This is a genomic window from Lactobacillus xujianguonis (assembly GCF_004009905.1).
Classification (GTDB): Bacteria; Bacillota; Bacilli; order Lactobacillales; family Lactobacillaceae; genus Lactobacillus; species Lactobacillus xujianguonis.
This window is the reverse complement of sequence record NZ_ML136877.1, coordinates 3,793-28,416: the sequence shown is the minus strand read 5'-3', so window position 1 is coordinate 28,416 and position 24,624 is coordinate 3,793. Positions and strand designations below refer to the sequence as shown.

General features: G+C 38.5%; 19 protein-coding genes. 15 read left to right on the top strand and 4 right to left on the bottom strand.

Going from position 1 to position 24,624, the window contains the following annotated elements:
* Window positions 1–86: 86 nt before the first annotated feature.
* Complete coding sequence (locus EJK17_RS04120) at window positions 87–1,625, top strand: M1 family metallopeptidase (protein ID WP_103662044.1); 1,539 nt, start codon at window positions 87–89, stop codon at window positions 1,623–1,625.
* Between the two features lie 37 nt (window positions 1,626–1,662).
* Here the strand turns inward: EJK17_RS04120 and EJK17_RS04115 are convergent, their stop codons facing one another.
* Window positions 1,663–4,677 (bottom strand): TIM-barrel domain-containing protein, encoded by a 3,015-nt coding sequence (locus tag EJK17_RS04115; protein WP_127796231.1) that lies wholly within the window; start codon window positions 4,675–4,677, stop codon window positions 1,663–1,665.
* 166 nt (window positions 4,678–4,843) lie between these two features.
* On the opposite strand from EJK17_RS04115, the gene nagA reads away from it, so the two are divergent.
* On the top strand, window positions 4,844–6,001 hold the full coding sequence (gene nagA / locus EJK17_RS04110) for an N-acetylglucosamine-6-phosphate deacetylase (protein WP_103662046.1): 1,158 nt from the start codon (window positions 4,844–4,846) through the stop codon (window positions 5,999–6,001).
* 402 nt (window positions 6,002–6,403) lie between these two features.
* Here nagA and EJK17_RS04105 read toward each other — a convergent pair whose 3' ends face one another.
* Window positions 6,404–6,880, bottom strand: coding sequence for a nucleoside 2-deoxyribosyltransferase (locus tag EJK17_RS04105; protein WP_103662047.1), 477 nt, complete (start codon window positions 6,878–6,880; stop codon window positions 6,404–6,406).
* A gap of 121 nt (window positions 6,881–7,001) precedes the next feature.
* Here EJK17_RS04105 and EJK17_RS04100 point away from each other — a divergent pair, with 121 nt between their 5' ends.
* Window positions 7,002–7,484: a PTS sugar transporter subunit IIA gene (locus EJK17_RS04100; RefSeq protein ID WP_103662048.1), complete on the top strand. Its 483-nt coding sequence runs from the start codon at window positions 7,002–7,004 to the stop codon at window positions 7,482–7,484.
* Between the two features lie 43 nt (window positions 7,485–7,527).
* On the opposite strand, the gene EJK17_RS04095 is transcribed toward EJK17_RS04100, so the two are convergent.
* Window positions 7,528–8,331, bottom strand: a complete 804-nt coding sequence (locus EJK17_RS04095) for a tyrosine-protein phosphatase (RefSeq protein ID WP_103662049.1) — start codon at window positions 8,329–8,331, stop codon at window positions 7,528–7,530.
* A gap of 150 nt (window positions 8,332–8,481) precedes the next feature.
* On the opposite strand from EJK17_RS04095, the gene EJK17_RS04090 reads away from it, so the two are divergent.
* Window positions 8,482–8,967: a universal stress protein gene (locus EJK17_RS04090; RefSeq protein ID WP_425459966.1), complete on the top strand. Its 486-nt coding sequence runs from the start codon at window positions 8,482–8,484 to the stop codon at window positions 8,965–8,967.
* Between the two features lie 168 nt (window positions 8,968–9,135).
* On the opposite strand, the gene EJK17_RS04085 is transcribed toward EJK17_RS04090, so the two are convergent.
* Complete coding sequence (locus tag EJK17_RS04085) at window positions 9,136–9,714, bottom strand: DNA-3-methyladenine glycosylase I (RefSeq protein ID WP_103662051.1); 579 nt, start codon at window positions 9,712–9,714, stop codon at window positions 9,136–9,138.
* A 168-nt stretch (window positions 9,715–9,882) separates the two neighbouring features.
* Between EJK17_RS04085 and EJK17_RS04080 the strand changes: the two genes are divergently transcribed.
* The 11 genes from EJK17_RS04080 to EJK17_RS04035 all read left to right on the top strand — a co-directional run bounded on the left by EJK17_RS04080 (window position 9,883) and on the right by EJK17_RS04035 (window position 24,556).
* Entirely contained in the window at window positions 9,883–10,368 is a 486-nt protein-coding gene (locus tag EJK17_RS04080; RefSeq protein ID WP_103662052.1) for a hypothetical protein, read from the top strand.
* Between the two features lie 58 nt (window positions 10,369–10,426).
* Window positions 10,427–11,821 carry a metallophosphoesterase gene (locus EJK17_RS04075; RefSeq protein WP_103662053.1) on the top strand — a complete coding sequence of 465 codons (1,395 nt, stop codon included), beginning with the start codon at window positions 10,427–10,429 and terminating at the stop codon, window positions 11,819–11,821.
* A 96-nt stretch (window positions 11,822–11,917) separates the two neighbouring features.
* Window positions 11,918–13,867 carry an asparagine synthase (glutamine-hydrolyzing) gene (asnB, locus tag EJK17_RS04070; RefSeq protein ID WP_103662054.1) on the top strand — a complete coding sequence of 650 codons (1,950 nt, stop codon included), beginning with the start codon at window positions 11,918–11,920 and terminating at the stop codon, window positions 13,865–13,867.
* A gap of 24 nt (window positions 13,868–13,891) precedes the next feature.
* A complete protein-coding gene (locus EJK17_RS04065) occupies window positions 13,892–15,193 on the top strand; it encodes a carboxylate--amine ligase (protein WP_103662055.1) in 1,302 nt (433 codons plus the stop codon).
* A 171-nt stretch (window positions 15,194–15,364) separates the two neighbouring features.
* The gene (locus tag EJK17_RS04060) at window positions 15,365–17,896 is read left to right on the top strand and encodes a plasma-membrane proton-efflux P-type ATPase (RefSeq protein ID WP_127796230.1); all 2,532 of its coding nucleotides are present in this window, start codon (window positions 15,365–15,367) and stop codon (window positions 17,894–17,896) included.
* A 159-nt stretch (window positions 17,897–18,055) separates the two neighbouring features.
* Window positions 18,056–18,259: a hypothetical protein gene (locus EJK17_RS04055; protein ID WP_103662057.1), complete on the top strand. Its 204-nt coding sequence runs from the start codon at window positions 18,056–18,058 to the stop codon at window positions 18,257–18,259.
* 9 nt (window positions 18,260–18,268) lie between these two features.
* Window positions 18,269–19,363, top strand: a complete 1,095-nt coding sequence (locus EJK17_RS04050) for a PAS domain-containing protein (RefSeq protein WP_161494919.1) — start codon at window positions 18,269–18,271, stop codon at window positions 19,361–19,363.
* A 186-nt stretch (window positions 19,364–19,549) separates the two neighbouring features.
* Window positions 19,550–20,767 (top strand): MDR family MFS transporter, encoded by a 1,218-nt coding sequence (locus EJK17_RS04045; protein ID WP_103662059.1) that lies wholly within the window; start codon window positions 19,550–19,552, stop codon window positions 20,765–20,767.
* A 79-nt stretch (window positions 20,768–20,846) separates the two neighbouring features.
* Window positions 20,847–22,796 (top strand): M13 family metallopeptidase, encoded by a 1,950-nt coding sequence (locus EJK17_RS04040; protein WP_103662060.1) that lies wholly within the window; start codon window positions 20,847–20,849, stop codon window positions 22,794–22,796.
* Between the two features lie 299 nt (window positions 22,797–23,095).
* Window positions 23,096–23,311, top strand: a complete 216-nt coding sequence (locus EJK17_RS11620; protein WP_201738267.1) for an AlbA family DNA-binding domain-containing protein — start codon at window positions 23,096–23,098, stop codon at window positions 23,309–23,311.
* A gap of 75 nt (window positions 23,312–23,386) precedes the next feature.
* Window positions 23,387–24,556, top strand: coding sequence for an ATP-binding protein (locus tag EJK17_RS04035; protein ID WP_236629364.1), 1,170 nt, complete (start codon window positions 23,387–23,389; stop codon window positions 24,554–24,556).
* Window positions 24,557–24,624: the final 68 nt, after the last annotated feature.

Genomic DNA, 24,624 nt, shown 5'->3' with positions numbered 1-24,624 from the left:
AAAAAGCAGCCAAAAAATGGCTGCTTTTTGCATGCAATCGTGGTATCTTTAAGCATAATTAATTTTTTAAAGAAAAAGGAATTGTTATGAAAGAAAAGAGAATTTGGCTCACTTTAAGTGCGGTGATCACACTAGGCTTAAGTTTCTGCTTGACTACTAACTTGCAAGCTGCTAGCACCGATCCAACTATTAAGGCTACTCATTATCAAATGCAGGTTAAATTGAATCCAAAGAAGAATCAATTGACAGAAAAGGTGACGATTAACCTGCAAAATAATAGTGATCAGACTTTTAAGCAAGTCTTAGTCCGTAATATTGCGGCCGGTGTTTTAAAGTATGATCAAAAGCATTTTGCTAAACATAATCGCCAGGTTAAGACTAGGATTAAGCAAATTACTACTGGTAAGCAAAAATTGACTTACAAGCTGGGGAAAGATCATAGTGATCTCTATGTTAATTTGAATAAAGAATTAGATCCTGGTCAAAGTCAAAAGTTAATGGTGAAGGTGACAACTTCTGTACCTTACCGCAGCGACCGCTTTGGTTATCAAAAAGTTAATGGCGGTAAACTTTATAATTTATCCTTCTGTTTCCCATATTTGAGTGACTACCGTCATGGCCAATGGGTCGCTCATCCTTATTCTGATGAAGGAGAAAATCGCAATAGTGTAGTCAGTGACTATCAAGTTACTTTCCTTGCACCGCGGGCTTACAAGGTGGCAGCTAGCGGCCAGCACACCACGAAAAAGGGGAAAACTATCATTAATTCTCCGCAAACTAGGGACTTAGCGATTGTCGCTTCTAACCGTTTTAAGGTGAGTCAAACTAAGACTGATGGCATTAAGATCAAGAATTTTTATTTCTTAAGTAAAAATAAGCAAAATATCCGCAATTACGTGAAGTTAAGTAATCAAACAGCAAAAGATAGTTTAAAGCTGTTTAAAAAGACTTACGGGGTTAAATATGCTTATCCAGAATTAGATATCACCCAAAGTCCGTTCCCCGAAGATACTGGCGGAATGGAATACACCGGCTTAATTATGGTCTCTGATGAAGGCTTCTTAGCTAAGAAAAAGGCTGGAATGCAAGCTGGCTACGAATTATTGCAAGATGTTAGTCATGAAGTGGCTCACCAATGGTTCTTTGGCATGATTGGTTCAGATGAGTTCAATGAAGCTTGGCTAGATGAAGGTATGGCCGAATTTAGTGAAGATTACGTTTATGATTTAACTGAAACTAAAAGTTCTGATCTTTTCCTTAAACTTAACCATGTATCTTTACCAACTAAGAAGACTAAGGCCAACACAATGAAGCTCTTTACTGACGAAGTTAAGAAGGCAATTGCTTCTAAGAAGAAAACGATCATTAATTATCCAATGGATAAAATTCCTAAAGGACAAGATGAGACGAATCTTGATTATGAGGGTGCTAAAGCCTTTTATGCGGAATTGATGGTAGCAATGGGTAAGGAAAAATTCTTCAATGCCATGAAGGATTATTGCCAGACTTACTACATGAAGCAGGCAACAGGGAAAGATTTCTTAGCCGTAATCCGTAAATATGATAATTCTGAGCAAGTAAACCAGATTATTAATAAATTTATTGATCCTAAGTTTTTAGGATAAAAATAAAGCACCAATTTTGGTGCTTTATTTTTTACTCTTATTTATCTTTTTGTCTAAAGAAGATGACTTCTTTACCAGCCACAATTGAACCAGAGGACTTGTAGACTGTTAATCTAATGGTCTTGGCGGTAACGTCTCTTAAGCCGATCACTTTGTTCTTGCTATCAGCTTTCCAAGTGTAACGGTCACCGTATGGCGCAAAGTTTTGACCATCTTTTGAAATTTCTAAGCCGACTTCGATTGGATCACCTTCATGATCAACGTTGCGCGGAATAAAGGTCATCCGGCTTAATTTCTCAGCTTGTCTAAAGTTAAAGGTCAGTTGTAATGGTTTCTCGGTGCTAAAGCGTTCCTTAGTTTGCCATTCACTTGCCAGTTTCAAATCGGTTAAGTAGCTTAATGGATGGTCACTAGCAGCTTCGTAGTTAGAAGTTACGGTGACATCATGTAAGGCATAATCCATCGCCGCCCGTTTAGTAATTGCGCCGAATGGTTCGGACCATTCAGAGACCTTATTGCCAGCGACGTTTCTAATCCGTAAAATGTAGCGGGTATTTGGCGTCAATTCGTGGAAAGTAAAGCTTTCGCCATCAATACCATCGTAAAGAATGCCATTGAGCTCAATTTGAACCTTATCAGTTACCTTTGGCCAGCTGACATTAATTGAATGAGCGGTAATCTTTTCAGGATCAATGATTGCTTGTTTTGGTGCACGTAAAACAGAGTCAGTAATTGAGTGCACCAAAACTTGATTACCGTAATTGAAGTTTTGAATCGTAATTTCAATCTTAGAATCAGTGATATCGCGCTTGGCCAGTTTGATTTGCAATGCAACTTGCTTTGCTTCACGGTATTGGTCAAATTCTGGCATCCAGCTGTAATTAGTGTTGTAGAAGAATCCTTCCTTAGCGTGCGCAAAAGTATCAACGGTCCCGTATTCTTGCATCTTAACTTCTTGATCATTGATCTTCACCGTCAAGCGGTCAGGGTAACTATCACACATAATATTCAAGTTAGTTGGCATTTCATCTTCCATCCCGCTGAAATCGCCTTGGGTTGGATCGATCGTAATCGTTAACTTGCTTGATTCAAGGTTACTGGTGATCTTAGTTTCTGAATGGTTATGCGTGAAGTCATTATAGCCATTGTCATCATAGAAGGTCATTTGACTCTTACCTTGAGGGTACAAGACATAATCACGTTTACCTAAGTCTAAGATAGTGCCACCGCGGACAAAGGCAGGTAAGTGCCAGATTGGGTAAGACAACTTATTATAGACGCGGCCACCTAAGTATTTTTCACCAGTGAATAAGTCAATCCACATGGTGCGGTGGTTTGGCAGATATAAATTATCCTTACGTGAATTACCAGCGCCATCTTCACGGCCATTAGTAATTGGTGAAATTAACAAGTTAGGACCAAGCATGAATTCATGTTTAACTTGCTCAGTGTAATTAACTTGTTCATGTGGAAATTCAATAAAGAGGGCCCGCATGATTGGTGCACCTAACTGGGCTTGGTAGATTAAAGCATATAAGTAATTCTTTAATTGATTACGTAAGTTGAGGTAAGCCCGGTTAATCCGGGTCATCTTGCTGTTATAAGCAAAAGGCGTCTTACTGAACTTACCTTGATCATCAATCGTAAATAAGAAAGGCGTAAAGGCTTTCCATTCAAAGTCACGAATTGAAATTTGAGCATTGCCACCACCAATGGTGCCGTCAACACTGCCACTAGTCAGTGGTTCACCTGATAAGTTAGCACCTAAAAAGCCAGCCACTTGGGTACCGATACTTTCCCAATTACCACCTGCGTCTCCAAAGATTAAGGCAGATTGTGCTTGGCTACCAGTTAGACCATTATCAGTGAAGATTAATGGTCGGCGCCGATTTAAAGCGGCCTTTAAGAGGTCAATATCTTGATTTAAGGCCTTGGCATTAGTTTGCTTAGTAGCAATAAAGGAAGTGTTCTTTGGCAAATCTGTCAGCACTTCATCACTCCAAAGTCCAGTTTCCACGCCGTGGGTATTGGCATATTCGCTAAAGCCAGCTAAGGCATCGGGATCAACTGCTTGAATTTGGAAGTTAGGAATCATCCAGCCTAGTGGGAAGTGGAGTTTTTGATAACGATCAATCATGGCACGGGCCGAGAATTGATATTCTTCTTCGCCGTTTAAGGAAGCTTTAGCACTAGCTAAATTGCTATCGGTAGTGCGGGTGTAATAGTTACCGTCTTCAAACATGGTCGCATTACGCTCTTTAGCTTCACTTGGCTGCCAGAGAGTTGAGTAAAAATTCCCGACGTAACCCAAATCAAGGGCATATTTTGGTGGCATCAATGGTGTTCCAGTTAAGGCATAATATTTCGCCAAAATATCACTAGGTGAATTACCAATTAAGTAGAAGTTATCAAACACACCACTGGTGTGAGTAATGATGGTTGCATCCTTTTGGACAGAACCAAAATCATATTCACCAGGTTCAAGCGTATTTCTGAACTCACCAAAACCAGCATTTGACCAAAAAAATGGCACTTGGCTCAATACGCCGCCGTCACCAGTGATTTGGTCGCGCTTGATTTCAATGTGGTTACCTTTATGGCTAAAAGAACCATTTTGTAAACCTCCACCAAAGTAAAATTCATTTTTGTTTTGTTTAAGAATTTCAGTGGTTTGGCCAGGGCCAATTTCAAGTGGGCTCAATTGAACCATCCGGGTCCGATGCAGCGTTTCATCGAAAATGGTAATCGTTGCTGACTTTTGCCCCAAAATTAATTGGTAATTACCAGTTTGAATGATTAACGAATCACTAGTTGCACGTGGGCGTGATTTCGTGAAAAATTGATTATTAAACTTACTTAAATCGACTAAATGTGAATGATCTTCGTTAAATTCTTTTTGTGGATCAAGAAAGTAACGGAAAATTCCATTGCCTAAAATGTAAAGCCGGGCAACTTCTCCAGTTACATAGTGCAATTCATAAAAGTGATCGCGCTTATTTGCACCGATAAGTTGTCCTAATTGGTGTCTATTTGTTTGCGTATCTTGTGTCATATTGCTTCTTCCTAATTAAACTTGTTAGTTCTTATTATAACTAAAAAAGGATAAGATTTTCTTGCAAATGCAATAAAACTGGTAAATACCAATTTTATCAAGTAAAATAAAGAGGACAAAAATTAATTTAAAAGAGATATTTGAGTAATTAAGAGGACTTGTTAAAATGACCTATTACATTCATGCTGATAAATTCTTTTTAGAAAACCGCACTGAAAATGGCGGTTACTTAGCCGTTGAAGATAATGGTAAATTTGGCTTTTACTATCCAGAAAGTCAAAAGCCAACTGGCAAGATTGTTGATTATCTTGGTAAATGGGTTGCTCCAGGTTACGTTGACACCCACATTCACGGTTCTTTACGGGAAGATACCATGAAGAGTGATTGGGAAGGAATTAATAAAATTTCCAAGGGCCTTCTCAGTGCTGGTGTAACTTCTTGGATGCCAACGACGATCACTGCTGCAAGTAGTACGTTGACTAAAATTTGTGAGATGTTTGCGGCTCACAAGGGTGAAGAAGATGGCGCTAAAATTCAAGGAATCCACTTTGAAGGTCCATTCTTTACTGAAGAGCATGCGGGAGCAGAAAATCCTAAATACATGATTGATCCTGATATTAATGAATTTAATAAATGGCTCAAGGCTTCTGATGGGATGCTGAAGAAAATTTCCATGGCTCCTGAAAGAAAAGGCTCACCAGAATTTATTCGTGAAGCAGTTAAAGAAGGAATCGTAGTTGCCCTAGGTCACTCTAGTGCTAGTTTTGATGAAGCAGTAGCAGGAGTTGAAGCAGGTGCTAGCATGTTTACCCATACTTATAATGGGATGCCTGATCCCAGTCACCATACCCCAACTATTTCTAATGCAGCTATGGCCTTAAATAATGTGACTGATGAATTGATCTGTGATGGTCACCATGTGCAACCAGCAATGGTTCGGGCATTAATTAATGCCGTTGGTCCAGAACACATTGCCTTAATTACAGACTGTATGGAAGCTGGAATGATGCCTGATGGCGATTATATGCTTGGAGAATTACCAGTTTATGTCAAAGATGGCATGGCCCGCTTAAAGGACGGCGATAACTTAGCCGGTAGTATTTTGCAATTAAAGGACGGCGTGAAGAATGTAGTTGATTGGAACATTGTCACGCCAGAAAAGGCCGTGATGATGGCATCCTATGTTCCAGCTAAGAGTGCCCACTTGCTTGAGCAATGTGGCTCAATTAAGCCAGATAAGCCAGCTGATTTCTTGATTTTGAATCCAGCTATGACCTTACAAGAAACCTACTTAAACGGGGTTTCTAGATACCAAGCTGAATAAAGAGTAAGTGGTCAGAAACTAGTAGTCAAAAAACTACTAGTTTTTTTATTATTTTGAGTGAAAGCGCTTTATTTATTTTTAAAAGCATGGTATATTATGAGTGTAAAGAAAAGAAGATAAAAATAATTAAGAAAGGATGAGTTCCGATGGGCACTTAAGGATCAACAAGTAAGATAACTGAAAGGTTGTGATTCCGATGGGCATCACAGATAATGTGATCAAAAAGCTAACAAAGTGATAATTTACATAAGAGGTCCGAAACTATCAGTGGACATAGAATAATAATTATTTAATTAAATCACTTTAATATCATTACTTGGAAAGAACAATATATGTTAATAAATTCAAAAAAATGACTCTTCACCATAGATTATGTGAAGAGTCATTTAATTGCCCTAAATTTTAGTAGACAGCACCATCGTAGAAGCCAAAGCGTGGATTGTTGAAATCATAGTCCTTTAATTCACTGATCTTGATGGCATTGTCGCAAACGCCCCAGCTCATTAAATTAATTGGCTTGCCATAATATTCATCTGGGATTACCAAGAGAATAAATTTACCTTGACTTAAAGCATAGCCAAGTTCCATCCCTAAGCCCACATCTTCTTCATCAGGCAAATAAACACCTAGCATAATGTCACTGGTTTTAATCCCAGTTAAATCATTGCGATAAGTAGCAGTAGCCCATTCGATATCATGCAAGTATTCAGGGTGTTCATCAACGCGGATACCCTTATATTGGTTTTGCAAAGGCACATAGCTATTTTCCAAGTCGATGGTTGGGTTAGCCTTTAAAGCAGCCATTGCTTCATTATAGGCTTTGTTTTGCTTGTCGTTAAACCAACCAGCACCGAAATAAACAGTTTTTGTTTTTGTCATCTTTTTCCCTCACTCTAAAAGTTAATTCTTTTATCTTTTCAACTTTAACAGAAAAATAGTTGAAAAAAAGGTCTTGATATTTTATCGTCAATGTTGAAGACAGAATTGAGAAGGGATTAGGATGGAAAATTCAGTAATTTTTGCTCGAGATGCCGTTTTTGTAACTGATGAAACTGAGCAAGATGACTTACTTAAAGAAATTTATGACCACTTATTACAGCAAGGCTATGTTAAGGGCAATTTCTTAGCTCATATTATTGAAAGAGAGCATAATTTTCCTACAGGTCTTGATACCAGTACTTTAGGCAGCAACTTGCCCAATATTGCGATTCCGCATACTGAAGGAGCATTTGTAAATACGCGCTTGATTGTCCCCGTAGCGCTAAAGACGCCGGTGATTTTTCATAATATGATTAAGCCAGAGCAAGAATTGCCAGTTAAATTCTTATTTATGCTTCTGGAGACCAATCCTGATGGCCAAGCTAAATTGCTTAGTCAAGTGATGGACTTTTTAGCTAAAACGCCAGCTAAGGATTTACAACACTTTTTAAATTTTGATGATCCGGATGCGATTTATGAATATTTAATGCAGAATTTTGCGTAAAAAGAAAAAAGTGAGTGAAGAATTTAGTCCTTCAACTCACTTTTTAGTCTGCTAAATAGATGCGGCGCAAGTCCATAATGTCGCTACTTGATAATTTCATCACTTCACGCAAGTAATTATTAATACTGCCGTAGTCATCAGTCATGATTTTAATAGTATGATCTAAGTAGCCAGCATGGACGCTTTGAATGTCGCGGATTGATTGCAAGGTGTTTTCATTTTTGCCTTGGGCCTTTTCACGGGCAACCATGCCGTCGACGAAGTCTTTAGTAGTAACGTTAGTTAATAAGTAATCTGCTTTAATCGTTCTAAGAGGCACGCCTAACGCTGTCAAAATTAACATGGCGCCAAAGCCAGTCCGATCTTTACCAGCGGTGCAGTGGAAGACTAAAGCTTCATCTTTTTGATCATTCTTAAGTAGATAATCAAAGAACTTGCGGTAAGCTACCTGGGCAGATTTGCTTTTCACCATATCTTCATAAGCATAGAGCATATGATTAAAGCCGAAGTCCGCATCATCTTTAGATTGATTATCTAAGTCATTGATACTCTTAGAAGAGTTGGTTAAGTCTTCACTAAAGACTGGATTGAATTCATAATGAGCGCCTTCAGGTACCCGGTCAGGTTGTTTAGTAACTTCAGCTGTACTGCGGAAGTCAACGATATATTTAACACCGTAGTCTTTTAAATAATCTAGGTCAAAAGGTGAAAGATCAGCTAGATTACCCGTCCGTAATAATTTATGGGTTTTAATCTTCTTGTTTGATAAAGTCGTGTAGCCGCCAAGTTCACGGAAGTTGCGGCCACTAGTGATTGGTAATTGTTGCTTAATTAGTTTATCAGCCATTATTTTCCCTCCTTACCGAAAAATAAGCATTGAACTCAATTCTAACAACATTTTTCAAAAGAAACAATTAAACAAAAGTAACCTATTTCAAAATTATGCTAAAATAAGAGGTAAGTAAGTGGAAAAATAATTTTATAGGAGATGAAAATTTTGGCTAAGGAAAAGAAAGAAAGCATTTTAGTACCAGTTGATGGTTCTGAATCAGCTGAAAGAGCTTTTGATAAAGCTGTTAAAGTTGCGATGACTGACAATGCTCATATTGATATCTTAAACGTAATTGATACCCGTCAATTCATGGGTGAAATGCAAGATACTTTGATTTCTGGCGATACAATTTACCAAATGACGCAAGATTCAGAAGAGTATTTGAAGAGTTTAAAGAAGTGGGCACACGATAATTTCGGTTTTGATGATATTGATTATCACATTCGTTATGGTAGCCCTAAGCGGATTATCTCTTATGACTTTATCAAAGACCATAAAGATACCTTAATTGTGATGGGTGCAACTGGTTTGAACGCAGTTGAAAGAATGTTAATGGGTTCAGTTACTGAATACGTTAACCAACACGCTTTGGCTGATGTGTTGATTGTTAGAACTGATATTGATAACAATCCAATTAAGCCTAAAGCATAGGTGAGTGAGAAGAAACTTCTCGAGAAATAGCCGAGATAGTGTAGAACTGGATTAGAATACGAAGTATTCAATCCAAGTTCGTAACTATAGTCGGCTATTTCTGTTTCTGACCACGATAATTCTGAAATGGAGAATGCTAAAAGTCTGGGAATTTCCCAGACTTTTTCTTTATCCCTGATATTTGAATGGGCAGCATTCAATATGGTCATTAATTAACCCGATGCTTTGTAAGTAAGAATAAATAATTGTTGGTCCGACAAAGACAAATTTTTCTTCCTTCATCTTCTGGGCCACATTCTTAGCAACATCACTTGAAGTTGGTACATCTTCAAAAATTTCTGGATTATGCATAATTTGCATCGGTACCATTTCTTGTAAGAACTTGGCGAAGCTGCCGTATTTAGCTTGGATCATTAAGATTGCCTTAGCATTTTGAATAGCAGATTCAATCTTACGGCGGTTGCGAATAATAGAAGCATCGCCGACCAAGCGATTAACTTCGCGTTCAGTGATGCTGGCCACTGCAACCGGGTCAAAGTCTTTAAAGGCTTTACGGAAGTTTTCCCGTTTATGCAAGATCACGCGCCAGTTAAGTCCAGATTGAAAAAGTTGCAAGACTAACATTTCAAACAAATATTGGTCCTCTAGCTTCATCTTGCCCCATTCATGATCGTGGAAGTTCTGAATGATTTCATCACGGGTTTGACCCCAAGGACAACGTAAGTTAGCAAAATTTGGTTGATTCATGATAAAAAACTCCTTTTAGTGCTTATTTTTATGATCTATATATAAATACGCAAAAAAATAAAATTCCGCCGAAAAAAGTTGAAAAAACTTTATTTATTTTTTAAACGCCCAAAACCCGCATGAAGGGCGTTTTTTGTTATAATGTAGAGTGAATTTGAGGAGGGCAACATGGAAAAGTTAAATACAATGATGTTGGCAGATGATTTAGCCTTATCACAAGATAAAATTTTAAGTGGTGAACAAAACTTTGATGCCGAAGCAGTTTACAAAATTATTGATGGTTTGGGTGTGCTTAATAACCCAATTAAAGACTACTTTGACATGACCGAAGAACAATATTACGAAACAGAAAGCGACCACAAGTTGGCTTTGCTTAATATGTCAGGTAAGTTAACCGACTTGCATGACCGGATTTTGACTAATCACGTTGATGGCTATGTTGATAAAGACGAAATCAACCTCACTTATAATCACGAAGATCCTTATGAAGATGATCTTTACAATCCAGCAGTTGATTATCATGTGTTAACTTACAGTCTAAAAGTTATCGGTGCAGTTCAATCAATTGCTGCTAAAGACTTGCAAGAAGTATTATCTAAAGATGCTGTCTTGTCACTAGGACTTGCTACATACGCTTTAGCACAAAACGCATAGTTTTTTCGAGTCGGCAACATGAGGCCGGCTTTTTCTTTTGTCTTTGAGGCGAAAACAAATGGGAATTTTTAAATATGGTCGGGGTTTAGTTGATAAAGTAGTTGGCGCCACTAAGCGCTCGAAGATTAATAAAAGTGAAGAACTACTTGACCCGATGCAAAAATATACGACAGTTGGCGAATATCATGTTAATGCAGAAGACGGCACGCCAGACGGCCGCTCCTTTGTCTTAACTGTTTATAAAGATGAAAAAGGTATTTTACATCAAGCTTTAAGTCCAGAAAGTACACGGAAATTAGCGCCTGAATATGTGCGTAAATTTAATGAAGAATTGGGCCGTTTTCGTGCATTTAGCAATACTGAAACTGGCCGCCGCTATCAAGTGGAAAATTATTTAGATAACTTTGTTCAGTATGTCAAAGATCATACCCGGCAAGGCGAAGATTCCATTAATATTAGCGTGATAACTGATACTCACTTTAAGGATAAGGATAGTATCGACTTTTATGGTTGGAATGGTTTAACTCATACCCGCGAATTTTCTTATCTTGATCAATCAGGCATTCTTAGTCTTAAAGCCCATCTTGGTGACTGGATTGACGGTTCAGATGCTGGTTTAGTCAGTGAAGGTGAATTGGTTAAGTTGCGGGATGCTTTTAAGTCAAAATTACCTTACTTAATGATTAAGGGTAATCATGATGAAAATGATAAATTTGATGAGCATCATGATTTAAGTGCCTCTTTCCCAGAAAATGAATTTGAAAACACGATGTGGCCAAGCATGTACAGCCAAGCCCGGATTCACTATGTTTCGCGCCAACATGGGGTAGGTTATTTTGACTTTGATAACTTGCGAGTGATTTCGGTTAATACTTCAGATATTCCTTATGTTTTAAATTTAAAAGGGCAAAAGCGTTACGATACCAAGATTACCTTAGGAATTCGTGAAGACCAAATCGAAGAAATTATTGAAATCTTGTCCCATTCGTCTGGCAAGAACATTATCTTTATGAGTCATGCCAACCCGATTAACCGCAAAGGCTCTAATGCTTTGAAATTTAATGGTCGCTCTTTACATGAATTGCTAGTTGCCTTTAACCAACGCGAAAGAGGGCGTATGCATGCCGGTGAAGCGGTACCACCAGAATTTCGCTTATCGAATGATTTTGATTTTACTAATATTAAAAATGCGAAGATCATTGCTTACTTCTGTGGCCACCGCCACCGTGAGGATCAATATCGGATCAACGGCATTCAATATATTTTGTTTAATTGTTCTGCCTTAATGGGGGCCAATCATTCCCTAACCACCAAGTACAATAAGAATTGGCACCGGCAGATTGACCACCATACGGAATTTGCGGGTTACATTGTTAACGTCGATTTGAAAAAGCATCGTTTACAAGTTTTTGGTTATGGTGCTGCCTCAAAACGCAAAATCTTTTTCATTTAGTTAAGAATTGACCTAGCATTTGGCTAATACAAGGCGATAGCTTATAATAAAAAAGTTCAATTAAATTAATTTAGAGAGATTAAGGGAAGTTAAAATATGTGTGGAATTGTTGCATTTTATGATCCAAAAATAAATGACAAACAAGCCGTCATTGGTAAGATGATGGCGACCATTAAACACCGGGGACCAAGTTCCGACGGTTACTACACTAATGATGAGGTTGCACTAGGCTTTAGAAGATTATCAATCATTGATCTTCGCGGCGGCAGCCAACCTATTTATAACGAAGATAAAACTAGAGCAATTATTTTTAACGGTGAAATTTATAACTTTAAGCCACTTAGAAAAGAATTAATTGAAGCTGGCCATACTTTTACGACTAAGGCTGATACTGAAGTATTGCTTCACGGCTATGAAGAATGGGGTATGGATGGCTTACTTAAGCGCGTGCGCGGGATGTTTGCTTTCCTTATTTGGGATGATAATAACAAGACCCTTTATGGTGCTCGTGACTTCTTTGGGATTAAGCCCCTTTACTACAGTGATATTGATGGTCACTTATTAGTCGGCTCAGAACTCAAGAGCTTCTTGGAATATCCTAAGTTTAAGCGTGAATTAAACGTGGAAGCTGTGAAGCCATATTTAATGAACCAATATAATGACTTAGATGAAACTTTCTTTAAGGGTGTTTACCGCTTCCCAGCAGGCCATTGGTTTGAATACAAAGATGGTGAAATGCAAACGCACCAATACTGGGACGCTGAATATCAGGAAAATAATTTAAGCTTTGAGGCAACAGTTCAAAAGATCAATGAAGATTTGAAGGAAACAGTTGACTTGTACCGGAACGCTGACGTTAAGGTAGGGGCCTTCTTATCTGAAGGGGTTGACTCTAGCTTCTTAACGACCTTGCTTGATCCAGATGATGTCTTCTCCATTTCCTTTGATGATTCAACTTATGATGAAGCTTCAAAAGCTAAGGCCTTGTCTGATATCAAAGGTTGGCACTTCTTCAGTGATAAAGTTGATGCCGATGAAGCGATGCATGACTTTGCGGAAATGCAATACCACATGGATGAACCTGATGCTAACCCATCAATTATTCCTTTGTGGTACTTGTGTAAACTAGCTCGTAAGCACGTAACGGTTGCTCTTTCTGGTGAAGGTGCCGATGAATTATTTGCTGGTTACGTTAACTACGGGATGCACACTCATAATGATGTGATCAAAGTCTTTACGAGTGAATTGCAAAAATTACCGCAAAACAAGCAATGGAAGTTAGCTAAGAAGTTAAAGAAGATGCCTAATTTCCCAGGCCGGGTTCACATGTACACTAACTTAGCTAAGCCAAGTGAATTCTACGTTGGTCAATCAGTGATCTACGATATGAATTACCCAACAATTTTCACTTCTAAAGATGCTAACAGTATCTTGCAACCAAGTTACCGTAATAAGTTAACGGTTAATGGTATTTACCAAAAGGACTTTAAGAAGGTTGAAAATGTCGACCGGGTTAAGCAAATGCAATATATCGATTTGCACCACTTCATGCTTAACGATATTGAACAAAAGGCCGATAAGATTTCTATGGCCCACTCATTAGAATTGCGGGTTCCATACCTTGATAAGAAGATTGCCGAATTAGCTAACTCCATTCCAACCAAGTACTTGGTTAACCGTCATGATACTAAGTATGCTTTGCGTAAGGCTTCAGAAAAGGTCTTGCCAGAAGAGTGGGCTAAGCGGCCAAAGCTTGGTTTCCCAACTCCAATTAAGCAATGGTTACAAGAACCACGTTTTTACAAGCAAGTACGTGAATTGTTTAGCGCTGAATTTGTTAACGATATTTTCGATCAAAAGAAGATTATCAAATTGCTTGATGACAACTACAATGGTGATGGTTCACATCGTCGTCAAATTTGGGCAATTTATACCTTCCTTGTTTGGTACAAGCTCTTCTTTGTAGACTACGAAAATACGGTTAAGAAATATCAACATGTTCAACCAGAAGTAGCAAACTTAATTGCTCAAGGTAAATTACTTTAAGATTAGGGAGTTCAGGACGAAATAATGACAAAGAAATTTACACCAATTTTACTTGGTAGTGATATTAATGTTTATGGGATGGCTCGTTCATTTAATGAAGCCTATGGCATTAAAGTTAAGGCTTTAGCTGATGTGCAATTAGCGGCAACGCGTTATTCAAAGATTGTCGATGTCGAATTGCACCATGGCTTTAGTGGTGATCCAACTTTCATGGATGTCATGCGCAAGAAGATGGAAGAATACAAGAGTCATAAAGAACCAGTAATCTTGATTGCTTGTGGTGATGGTTACGCTGAATTATTAGCTAAGCACAAGGAAGAATTAAGTAAGGTCTTCATCGTGCCTTACATCGACTATGACTTACTAGAAGTTTTGATTTCTAAGGAAGGCTTCTATAAGACTGCTGAAAAGTACGGCTTGCCATATCCTAAGACTAAGATTATTACGATGGCCGATTACCAAGCTGAAAACTATTTGACCATTCCATTTGATTATCCAGTTGAGTTAAAGCCTGAAGATCCTGTTTCCTGGCTGAAATGTCAATTTGAAGGTCGTAAGAAGACTTTCACCATTCATGATGAAGCTGAATTAGCTGATATTGTCACTAAGATTTATACTCACGGTTATAAGGCTGATTTGATTTTACAAGACTTCATTCCAGGTGACGACTCTAACATGCGGACCTTGAATGCTTATGTTGACAAGAACCACCAAGTTAAGATGATGTGTTTGGGCCACCCATTACTTGAAGATCCAACCCCACAATCAATTGGTAACTATATGACCATCTTGCCAGCTTATGACGAGAAGCTTTACGAACAAGTTCAAGCCTTCTTGGAAAAATTGAACTACACTGGCATGGCTAACTTCGATATTAAATATGATGTGCGTGATGACCAATACAAGTTCTTTGAAATTAACTTGCGTCAAGGTCGGTCAAGCTTCTACGTTACCTTGAATGGTTATAACTTGGCTAAGTGGTATATCGATGACTATGTCGAAGACGTCTTGAAGGATCGTGAGACAGTTTATGGTAACAAATTAAAGTCTAAGTACAAGCTATGGATGGGTGTACCAGTAAAGATTTTTAAAGAATATGCCTCCACTAATGATGCTAAAAAGACCGCTGAAGAATTAATTCATGAAGGTCGTTATGGCACCACGGTCTTTTATGATAAAGATCGCAACTTCAAACGCTGGCTCTTAATGAAGTACATGTTCCATAATTATTATGCAAGATACAAGAAGTACTTCCAAGTTAATAAGGGTCAATATTTCGATGACAAGATTGAAGCTTTGTCACGTAAGGCCAATAGTGATAAATAACATTGAAAATAAATAAGTGAGAAGTCTAAGAAATATTTTTCTTAGCTTTTTTATTTTTTAGTTAAGTAAATTTTAGTTTTGTTAAAAAATTGCTTTAAATCTTGTTTTTTTAAATTTACAGTACTAAATTAACTGTAAATAAAATTTATATACTTGGAAAGAGGGATAAAAATGAGCGAGCAAAAAAAGGTTGTATCAAATGCTACTGCTCAGGGATCACTTGAAAAAGCAGATCTTAAAGATGTGTTGAGTCAAATGCAGGTTGATCCTAAAGTAGGGTTAAGTGATGCCGAAGCCAAGAAACGTTTAGCTGAATATGGTCCAAATGCCATTACTGCTAAAGAAGAGCCAATGTGGCTTAAGTTCTTAAAGGACTTTACTGGGCCAATTGCTTACATGATTGAAGCAGCAGCTGTTGTGTCTGCTATTATTGGTCACTGGGATGATTTTATTATTATTCTTTGCTTGCTACTCTTTAATGCATGTATTGAATTGTGGCAAGATCGTAAGGCAAGTAATGCTTTGTCTGCTTTAAAGAAAGGGTTGGCACCAAATGCGACAGTCTTACGAGACGGCCAATTTAAGACAATTCCGGCTAGTCAATTAGTACCAGGAGATATTGTTAAAACACGTTTAGGTCAAATTGTTCCAGCAGATTTACGTTTTACTGGTGGAGATTATGCTTCAATTGACCAAGCAGCCTTAACTGGTGAAAGTTTGCCAGTTACTAAGAAGATTGGTGATGAGGCTTACTCTGGTAGTATTGTTAAACAAGGTGAAATGACCGGTGTTGTAATTGCAACCGGGTCACATACCTTCTTTGGTAAAACTGCTAAATTGGTTGCTACAGCTGGTGGTCAAAGTCACGCTCAAAAGGCGATGTTTAAGATTGGTAACTTCTTAATTGTGGTTGCTGTTATCTTAGCTTTAATCATGGTTGCCTTCAGAGTTTACAATGATTTAACTCATGGCAGTTTTGGTCTTAATACTGCTTTGAATATCTTGCAATTTGTTTTAGTTTTGCTGGTCGCCTCAATTCCAGTAGCGATGCCAACCGTCTTTTCAATTACTTTAGCGTTAGGGGCTTTGAACCTTTCCAAGAAAAAGGCGATTGTTTCTAAGTTATCTGCCATTGAAGAAATGGCCGGGGTCGATATCTTATGTAGTGATAAAACCGGTACTTTAACTAAGAACCAGTTAACTTTAGGTGAGACAACCTTAATCGATGCTAAAGATGACCAAGAAGTAATTTTGATTGGATCACTGGCTTCGAATAAAGCCGACAACGACCCAATTGATAACGCCGTTATTAGTGCGTTAAAGGATCAAAGTCAGCTGCAAAATTGGGTAGTTGATAAGTTTATTCCGTTTGATCCAGTTTCTAAACGGATTGAAGCTCACTTACACCAAAAGGATACGAATGAAAAACTTTGGGTAGCTAAGGGTGCGCCACAAGTTATTGCTCAGATGGCTGGAACGCCGGACGTTGAAAAGAAAGTTAAAGATGTTACTGCTGCCTTAGCTGCTAAGGGTTACCGGGCCTTAGGTGTTGCCGAAAGTAAAGATGAAGGCAAGACCTGGACTGTCTTAGGTGTCCTTTCAATGTTTGATCCACCACGGGATGATTCTAAAGCCACGATCGATGAATGTAAGCGCGAAGGAATTAGCGTGAAGATGATTACCGGGGATGATACCGCCATTGCCATTGAAACTGCTAAAAAGTTAGGCATGGGGACCAATATTTATAATGCTTCAGAAGTCTTTCCTAAAGACCTTGATCCCAACAATGTCCCTGATGATTTGGCGAAGTTGATTGCTAATGCTGATGGTTTTGCCCGGGTCTTCCCAGAACACAAATATGCCATTGTTAAGACTTTGCAAAAGCAAGGACATATTGTGGCAATGACCGGGGATGGGGTTAACGATGCCCCAGCTTTGAAGCAAGCTGACTGTGGGACCGCTGTTGCTGGTGCCACCGATGCTGCTAGAAGTGCTGCTGCGTTGATTTTGACCTCACCAGGTTTGTCAGTTATCCAAACTGCGATTACGGAAGCTAGAAAGATTTTTGCTAGAATTACGAGCTACACCATTTACCGGGTAGCCTTGACCATGAACATTATGTTCTTAGTTGTCTTGTCATCAATCTTCTTGAACTTCCAGCCATTAACGGCGGTTATGATCGTGATCATGTCACTCCTTGATGACTTACCAATTATGACGATTGCTTACGATAATACTTATGTAAGTAAGCGGCCAATTAGATGGCAAATGAAGAAGATTTTGACTACCTCATCAATTTTGGGTGTCTTTGCGGTAATTCAATCAATGCTTTTGTTAGTAGTTGGCTTTATGGCTGCTAAGAATCCAGGCTCCATCAGTTTCTTTAACGTTACGAGCTTCTCACAATTGCAGACAATTATGTTCTTGCAATTGGTTGCTGGTGGACACTTGCTTTTGTTTGTCACTCGGCAAACGCGGTGGTTCTTTGAAAGACCATTTCCAGCTAAGGCCTTGTTCTGGGCCATTGTTATTACCCAAATTGTCGCTGCTTGTGTCTGCTACTTTGGCTGGTTAGTTCCAAAGATTTCTTTAGCCAGGATCGGTGAAATTTGGCTCTATAACATCATTTGGATGTTTGTTTTGAACATTATCAGAATGATTATTGAAAAAGTTCAGGCAAATGGTGCTAGTGCTGAGAAGTAAAAAATAATAATTAATTAAGAATCGACAATAGTTTAGCTTTTAGCCAAAATTATTGTCGATTTTTTCTATTCTGCGATAGAATTAACCATAGTGATAAATACAGGGCAAATGGTATACTTGTAGTATGGAAACGGAGTATTTAGTCAGGTGGGTGAGCATGTGAATAATTTGAAGATTGACGCCAAAATGCAACAGAATATGTTGCAGGCGATGCAACTTATCGAAAATGATGACGATAATATTGAAACTAAACGTGCGATCTTAAGTACTGCTAAAAAGTATCGTTGTGCTAATGCCCAAGTAGAGGGGCATCCCTTGAGCACTTTATATTTAGAAAACGATGCCATTCAGGATTTAGTGTAGAATCACTTGTTGCCTGATCTGAAGAAGTGGCAACAAGATGGGAAAAACGCTGTCTTGCTAGCTTGCTTGCAGCGAGATTTAAAGAAGCTAAAGAACATCAAGTACCATTATTTGCGTAAAGAAAATTCGCTTTATAACTTCTTAGTTAAATATGGTTTAGTCAGTGATGATACTTCTTCATTCTTATGGGGTATTGAAGACGAGATCAGAACCATGGTGAAGAATACAGCGGCCTTATTAGAAAAAGATCCGCTGCCTGATAAATATGTCATTGAGGCCAAGGTCGAAAAAGTTGCTAGCGCAGTGATGGAAATGATTTTTAAAGAAAATACCATCTTTTTGCCAATTTTATCGATTATTTTGACGCCAGATGACTGGTACATGGTTAAGCAGGATGAATTAGAAGTCGGCTATTGTTTGATCAAGCAACCACCTTCATGGCATCCTTCAGATGAAGAACGCGATGAATTTAAGTGGGAACAGAATAATGGCGGCCAGTTGAATTCTGAAACAAGATCCGCTTATCGCAAGTTCTTGAAGCGTTACCGGCAACCAGAAAATCGGGTTTATGCGGATACGCCAGTTGAACCTTTAAGAGGGGATGAAAGTTATCCAGTTGGTAATGAGGATAACAGTCCTGACCTGGTCTTAAAGAATGTTGGCGATATGACCTTGAAACTGGAAATTGGTTCATTAAGTTTGAAAGAAATTCCAGCAATCTTTAACGTGTTGCCAATCGATTTAACTTTTGTTAATAAGTATGACCGCGTTAAGTGGTTCTCTAATTCTGATCGAACCTTTCCGCGGACACGGAGTGTTATCGGCCGGCCAGTGATTAGATGTCATCCGCCACGCAGTATTGACAAGGTAATGGAAATTTTGCAAGATTTCCATCAAGGATTAGCTGATAGTGAAGACTTTTGGGTCGATGTGCATGGTAGAACGATTTATCTTTGCTTTTATGCTGTGCGCGATAAAGATGATAATTATCTAGGCTGCCTAGAAGTAGTCCAAGATATTACCCGCTTTAAGGATATTACGGGTCAGAAGACGTTAGAGAATAAAGATCAATTTGAAAAACGTTATCACGATCAGAAAAAATGAGTGGTCAGAAACTTCTCGAGAAATAGCCGAGATAGTGTAGAACTAACTTAGAATACGAAGTATTCAAGTTATGTTCGTAACTATAGTCGGCTATTTCTGTTTCTGACCACGATAATTCTGGAATGGAGAAAACCAAAAATAAAAGATAGAATAGAAGTATTTAAATCATCAGAAAGGACGGATTAAATGAGATTAGCACACGGAGAAAATAGTAGAGATGAAATCAAGTTACGCTGGTTAATCGTTGGTGAACTCTTTACCTGGATTGGGGCCAGCTTTATCTGGCCGTTAACTTCAGTTTATTTGAACAAGCAGCTCCACATTAGTTTATCAATGATTGGGGTTGTCCTCTTCTTCAACTGTGCCGGCAATATTTTAGGCTCAATTATTGCGGGCCGGCTTTATGACAAGATGAACCCTTATCCATTAATTCTGTGGGGCGTCGGCTTAGATGCCTTAGTTTTGTTCTTACTTGCGGCCTTTCATGGTTGGCCAGAATACTGGATTTGGCTGACGCTCACGGGCTTTTTAGGTGGCTGGAATGGAACACTAATTAATTCCATTGCCACTAGTTTGAAAAAATATCCGGGGCGCTATGTCTTCAATATTCTGTATTTCTCACAGAACTTAGGGGTCGTAACTGGAACCTTGATTGTGGGTTATCTCTATGACTACTCGGTAACTTTGCTGTTTGTGATTGCGGCGCTACTTTTTGTGGTGGTCTTTGTTAATGCCGTCTTTAATTACCGTCCAATTATTACTTTTCACCAAGAACGGCTTGCTAAAGCCAAGAGTGGGGACAAAGTTAAGGCCGAACCAATGCCTAAACGTAACTTTATCTTGACGATGACCTTCTTTACGACTTTAGCTGTTACTTGGTTAATGTACATGAACTGGGAATCTAACTTGTCCGTTTATATGGTTTCATTAGGTATTCCGTTCCACTTGTACAGTTTGCTCTGGACTTTAAACGCCACGATTATCGTGATTATGCAGGGAATCTTAGCCAAGTTTCCACGAATTTTTAAAAATCTGTTCCATCAGATCATCTTTGGCATTTGTATGTTCTCCTTGTCATTTATTACCTTGGTCTTTGCCAAAGACTTCTTCCATTTTGCCTTGTCGATGACCATTTTGACCTTAGGCGAATCCACTGCTTTCCCAGCTATTCCGGCCTATGTTAATGACTTGTCACCATTGACGAGTAAAGGAAAATATCAGGGTTCAATTATGGTTGCCAGTGGGATTGGCCGCGCCTTTGGACCTTTATTTGGCGGGTTAGTGATTGATCAAGCCGGCTATATTCCTTTCTTCTGGGTAGCCGCAATTGTCATTGCCTTGATGATCATCGTGATGGTGCCAACTTATGTACACTTACGCAAAAATATCACGATCTATAAGTAAGAAAGTGACGCCAAATTAGTGAATTAATGATATTATTAAGACAGTTTAATTTTTATTTAAAAAAGGAGGACTTTTCTTAATGAAGAACCAATTTTCCGTTCGTGGTGGTGCTGGCGATATTTTAAAGCCAGATACTAACACCCGTCCCCAAGACAATTTGTATTTAGCTGTTAACTCTGAATGGCTTGAAAAGACTGAAATTCCATCTGATCGTTCAAGAATTGCTTCTTTTGATGGCATTGACTTGAAGATTGAAAAGAACTTGATGCAAGATTTTAGTGATTTTGCAGATGGTAAAAAGGATGTTCCAGATGTCAAAGACATGGATAAGGCCGTTGAATTCTACAAATTGGTACGCGACTTTAAGAAGCGGGATGCTGACGGTGCTGAACCAATTAAGGCTGATTTAGCAACGATTGAAAGTATCCGTGACTTTAATGACTTTAACTTGAAGGCTGCTGATTTAGCTAATATTGCTGCTTTGCCTTTTAGCATGTATGTTGATGCTGATATGAAGAATACTAAGATTAACGTGACTCACTTCGGTGGTCCATCAGTCTTCTTACCAGATACCACTACTTATCAAACTGATGGCGCTAAGAAGCTTTTAGACGTTCTTAAAAAGCAATCTGTGAAGCTTTTGACCATGGCTGGTGTAGCTGAAGGCAAGGCTGAAGAATACGCTGAAAACGCCCTTAAATTCGATGATAAGCTTTCTAAAGTGGTTAAGTCAGCTGAAGAATGGGCAGATTACCCAGCAATGTACAATCCAATGGACATTAAAGACTTTGAAGCTAAGTTTAAGGAATTCCAAATTGATTACTTCTTGAAGGAAAGCTTCGGTGAAGTTCCTGACAGAATGATCAACACTGAACCACGCTTCTTGGATCACGTTAACGAAATTATTAACGCTGACAACTTTGAAGAAATCAAGGCTTGGATGATTGTGAAGTTTATTAATAGTAACGCTAGCTACTTGTCACAAGACTTCCGTGAAGCTGCCTTTCCGTTCCACCAAGCTTTATCTGGTCAACCAGAATTGACTAGTCAAGAAAAGCAAGCTTACCATTTAGCTAATGGCTTGTTCAGTGAACCAGTTGGGGTTTACTATGGTCGCACTTACTTTGGTGAAGAAGCTAAGAAGGACGTTGAAGACATGATTCATAAGATGCTTGGCGTTTATGAACAAAGAATCAACGATAATACTTGGCTTAGCGAAGCAACTAAGAAGAAGGCGATTGTGAAGTTAAAGGCTTTGATCTTGAAGATTGGTTATCCAGACAAGATTGAAGCAATTTATGACCGCTTCAAGGTAACGCCAGCTAATGAAGGTGGTTCTGTTTACTCCAACGAACGGGATGCCGCAATTGAAAGTCAAAAGTACAACTACGAGAAGTTGCACAAGGATGTTGATCGGACCGTTTGGCTCATGCCAGGGAACCTTGTTAACGCTTGTTACGACCCACAAAGAAACGATTTGACTTTCCCAGCTGCTATTTTGCAAGCTCCATTCTATGACTTGAAGCAAGATCGTGCTGAAAACTACGGCGGAATCGGAACAGTTATTGCCCACGAAGTTTCTCACGCCTTTGACAACAACGGTGCGCAATTCGATGAATTGGGTAACATGGTTAACTGGTGGACTGATGCCGACTACGCTGAATTTAAGAAACGGACTCAAGCAGAAATCGACTTGTTCGATGGCATCAAGTATGGTCCAGTAACCTTGAACGGTAAGCAAATTGTTTCTGAAAACATCGCTGACCAAGGTGGTTTGACTGCTGCTGTCCAAGCTGCTAAGGATGAAGGCGACGATTTGAAGAAATTGTTTGAAAACTTTGCTCGAATTTGGGCTAACAAGCAATTGACTGAATCCATTAAGACTCAAGTTGCCGTTGACGTTCACGCTCCTGGTCCAGAAAGAGCTAATGTGCAATCACAATGTCAAGATGACTTCTATGAAGCCTTTGCTGTTAAGCCAGGGGATGGCATGTGGCTTGATCCTGACAAGCGGGTTCACATTTGGTAATTAGGGTAAAAGTTGCTATAATATTGATGTAACAAAAAAGGCCCCTTGCGGAGCCTCATGCATGAACCGCTAAAAGGGCGGTGGCCATTGACAAACAACTAAAAAGCCGGATGTACTTCTGGCAAAGTCTTTAGCGGCTTTTTAGTTTCTACTTCTTCCATAAATGGTGGAAGATATATAAGCTCGAGCAGAAATGCTCGAGCTTTTTATATGCGATAAATATACCATATGTTCGCCTAAGAAATAGAAATAATGGTATAATCAAACTCTAAAACTAAAGCTATTTGTAGGAGAGAAAAATGAACTGGGAAGATGTAAAAGGCATGGAGGCAACTTATCTTGATTATAAAGAAAAGTTAGAACTCAAAAAACCGATTAGTTGGCTAAAGTCAGTAGTTGCGTTTGCTAATACTAAAGGTGGTCATATTATCTTTGGCGTAACTGATAAGACCCATGAATTTGTAGGAATAGATGATTTACAAACGGTTTCTACTAAAATATCAGAACTAATCTAAGCTCATGTAAAGCCATATCCACGTTTTACCTTAGAGCAGATTAATAATTTAAACTCTGATAAAAAATGTATTGATTTGGAAGTCACGAATGGCCCCAATTATCCTTACTATTATGTTAATCAACAAGGTAGAAAGATTTTTATTAGACACGGTGATAGATCGGAAAAGGCTACTTCAATTGAACAAAATAATTTGCTGTTAAGAGGCTTAAATAAGAGTTTTGATGCTTTGCCAACAAGTATCCCTTTGTCTGATGTTAGTTTCACTTTAATGGCTGCAACTTTTAAACAAAAGACAGGTGAATCCTTTAATTATGCTACAGATTTGACTTCGATGGGATTCATGACAGATGATGGGCAGATAACTAATGCCGGATTATTAATGAGTGATCAGGGGCTTTTGAAGCAATCTAAGATAGTTTGCACGAGATGGAAGGGAAATCAGAAAGGTAGTATTGATGGGGATGCGTTAGATGATGCAGAATTTTCTGATACAAGTTTAATTACCTTACTTACTAATGCTGAAACTTTTGTAAAAGTAAATTCTAAGAAACCTTGGACAATTGTGGGGATGACTCGTGAGGAAAGAAGTGATTATCCATTCAAGGCAGTGAGAGAGGTACTTGTTAATGCATTAATTCATAGAGACTATCAAATTCGAGGATCTGAAGTTCATGTTGATATGTTTGATGACAGAATAGAGGTAATGTCACCAGGTGGAATGATGAATGGAAGTAGAATTCAGGACCTCAATTTGAAGAAGGTCCCATCGATGAGACGAAATGAAATAATTCCTGATTTCTTTAGTCGATTACATTATATGGACAGACGTGGTAGCGGGATTCAGAGAATTCTTGAATCTTATGAAAATTTTGTAGAGCAACCTGATTTTTATTCAGATGATACTATCTTTTGGGTTACTTTACCTAATCGAGGAGTGGCTACGCTTGTTAAGAAGAATAAGAAAATAGAGCAGAATAAAGAAAAGACATCACAAGAATTTCTTGAAGATGTTGAAATTAGATATAAAAGTAAATTAAGTGAAGAATTTAGACAAATTACTGTAAATAAAATTATGGATTTCTTTAACAAGTACGAATTTAAGTATTCGTTTAATAGAGATGCCTTAGCAACTCATTTAAAAGTAACATCGCATACTGCTTCAAAATATATCCAAAAATGTATTAAATTAGGAATTATGAGAAAAGAAAGTAGAGGAATATATTTTTTCAATAAGCTGTTTTAGAGTGAAAATTACTTAAAGATTGAGAGCTTTGGGCTGAGAAGAGGGAACTTCAAACTTAAAAAGGGTAC

Coding starts and splice junctions, on each gene's coding strand:
- EJK17_RS04120 (WP_103662044.1), top strand. CDS start 87: ATGAAAGAAAAGAGAATTTGGCTCACTTTAAGTGCGGTGATCACACTA.
- EJK17_RS04115 (WP_127796231.1), bottom strand. CDS start 4,677: ATGACACAAGATACGCAAACAAATAGACACCAATTAGGACAACTTATC.
- nagA (WP_103662046.1), top strand. CDS start 4,844: ATGACCTATTACATTCATGCTGATAAATTCTTTTTAGAAAACCGCACT.
- EJK17_RS04105 (WP_103662047.1), bottom strand. CDS start 6,880: ATGACAAAAACAAAAACTGTTTATTTCGGTGCTGGTTGGTTTAACGAC.
- EJK17_RS04100 (WP_103662048.1), top strand. CDS start 7,002: ATGGAAAATTCAGTAATTTTTGCTCGAGATGCCGTTTTTGTAACTGAT.
- EJK17_RS04095 (WP_103662049.1), bottom strand. CDS start 8,331: ATGGCTGATAAACTAATTAAGCAACAATTACCAATCACTAGTGGCCGC.
- EJK17_RS04085 (WP_103662051.1), bottom strand. CDS start 9,714: ATGAATCAACCAAATTTTGCTAACTTACGTTGTCCTTGGGGTCAAACC.
- EJK17_RS04080 (WP_103662052.1), top strand. CDS start 9,883: ATGGAAAAGTTAAATACAATGATGTTGGCAGATGATTTAGCCTTATCA.
- EJK17_RS04075 (WP_103662053.1), top strand. CDS start 10,427: ATGGGAATTTTTAAATATGGTCGGGGTTTAGTTGATAAAGTAGTTGGC.
- asnB (WP_103662054.1), top strand. CDS start 11,918: ATGTGTGGAATTGTTGCATTTTATGATCCAAAAATAAATGACAAACAA.
- EJK17_RS04065 (WP_103662055.1), top strand. CDS start 13,892: ATGACAAAGAAATTTACACCAATTTTACTTGGTAGTGATATTAATGTT.
- EJK17_RS04060 (WP_127796230.1), top strand. CDS start 15,365: ATGAGCGAGCAAAAAAAGGTTGTATCAAATGCTACTGCTCAGGGATCA.
- EJK17_RS04045 (WP_103662059.1), top strand. CDS start 19,550: ATGAGATTAGCACACGGAGAAAATAGTAGAGATGAAATCAAGTTACGC.
- EJK17_RS04040 (WP_103662060.1), top strand. CDS start 20,847: ATGAAGAACCAATTTTCCGTTCGTGGTGGTGCTGGCGATATTTTAAAG.
- EJK17_RS11620 (WP_201738267.1), top strand. CDS start 23,096: ATGAACTGGGAAGATGTAAAAGGCATGGAGGCAACTTATCTTGATTAT.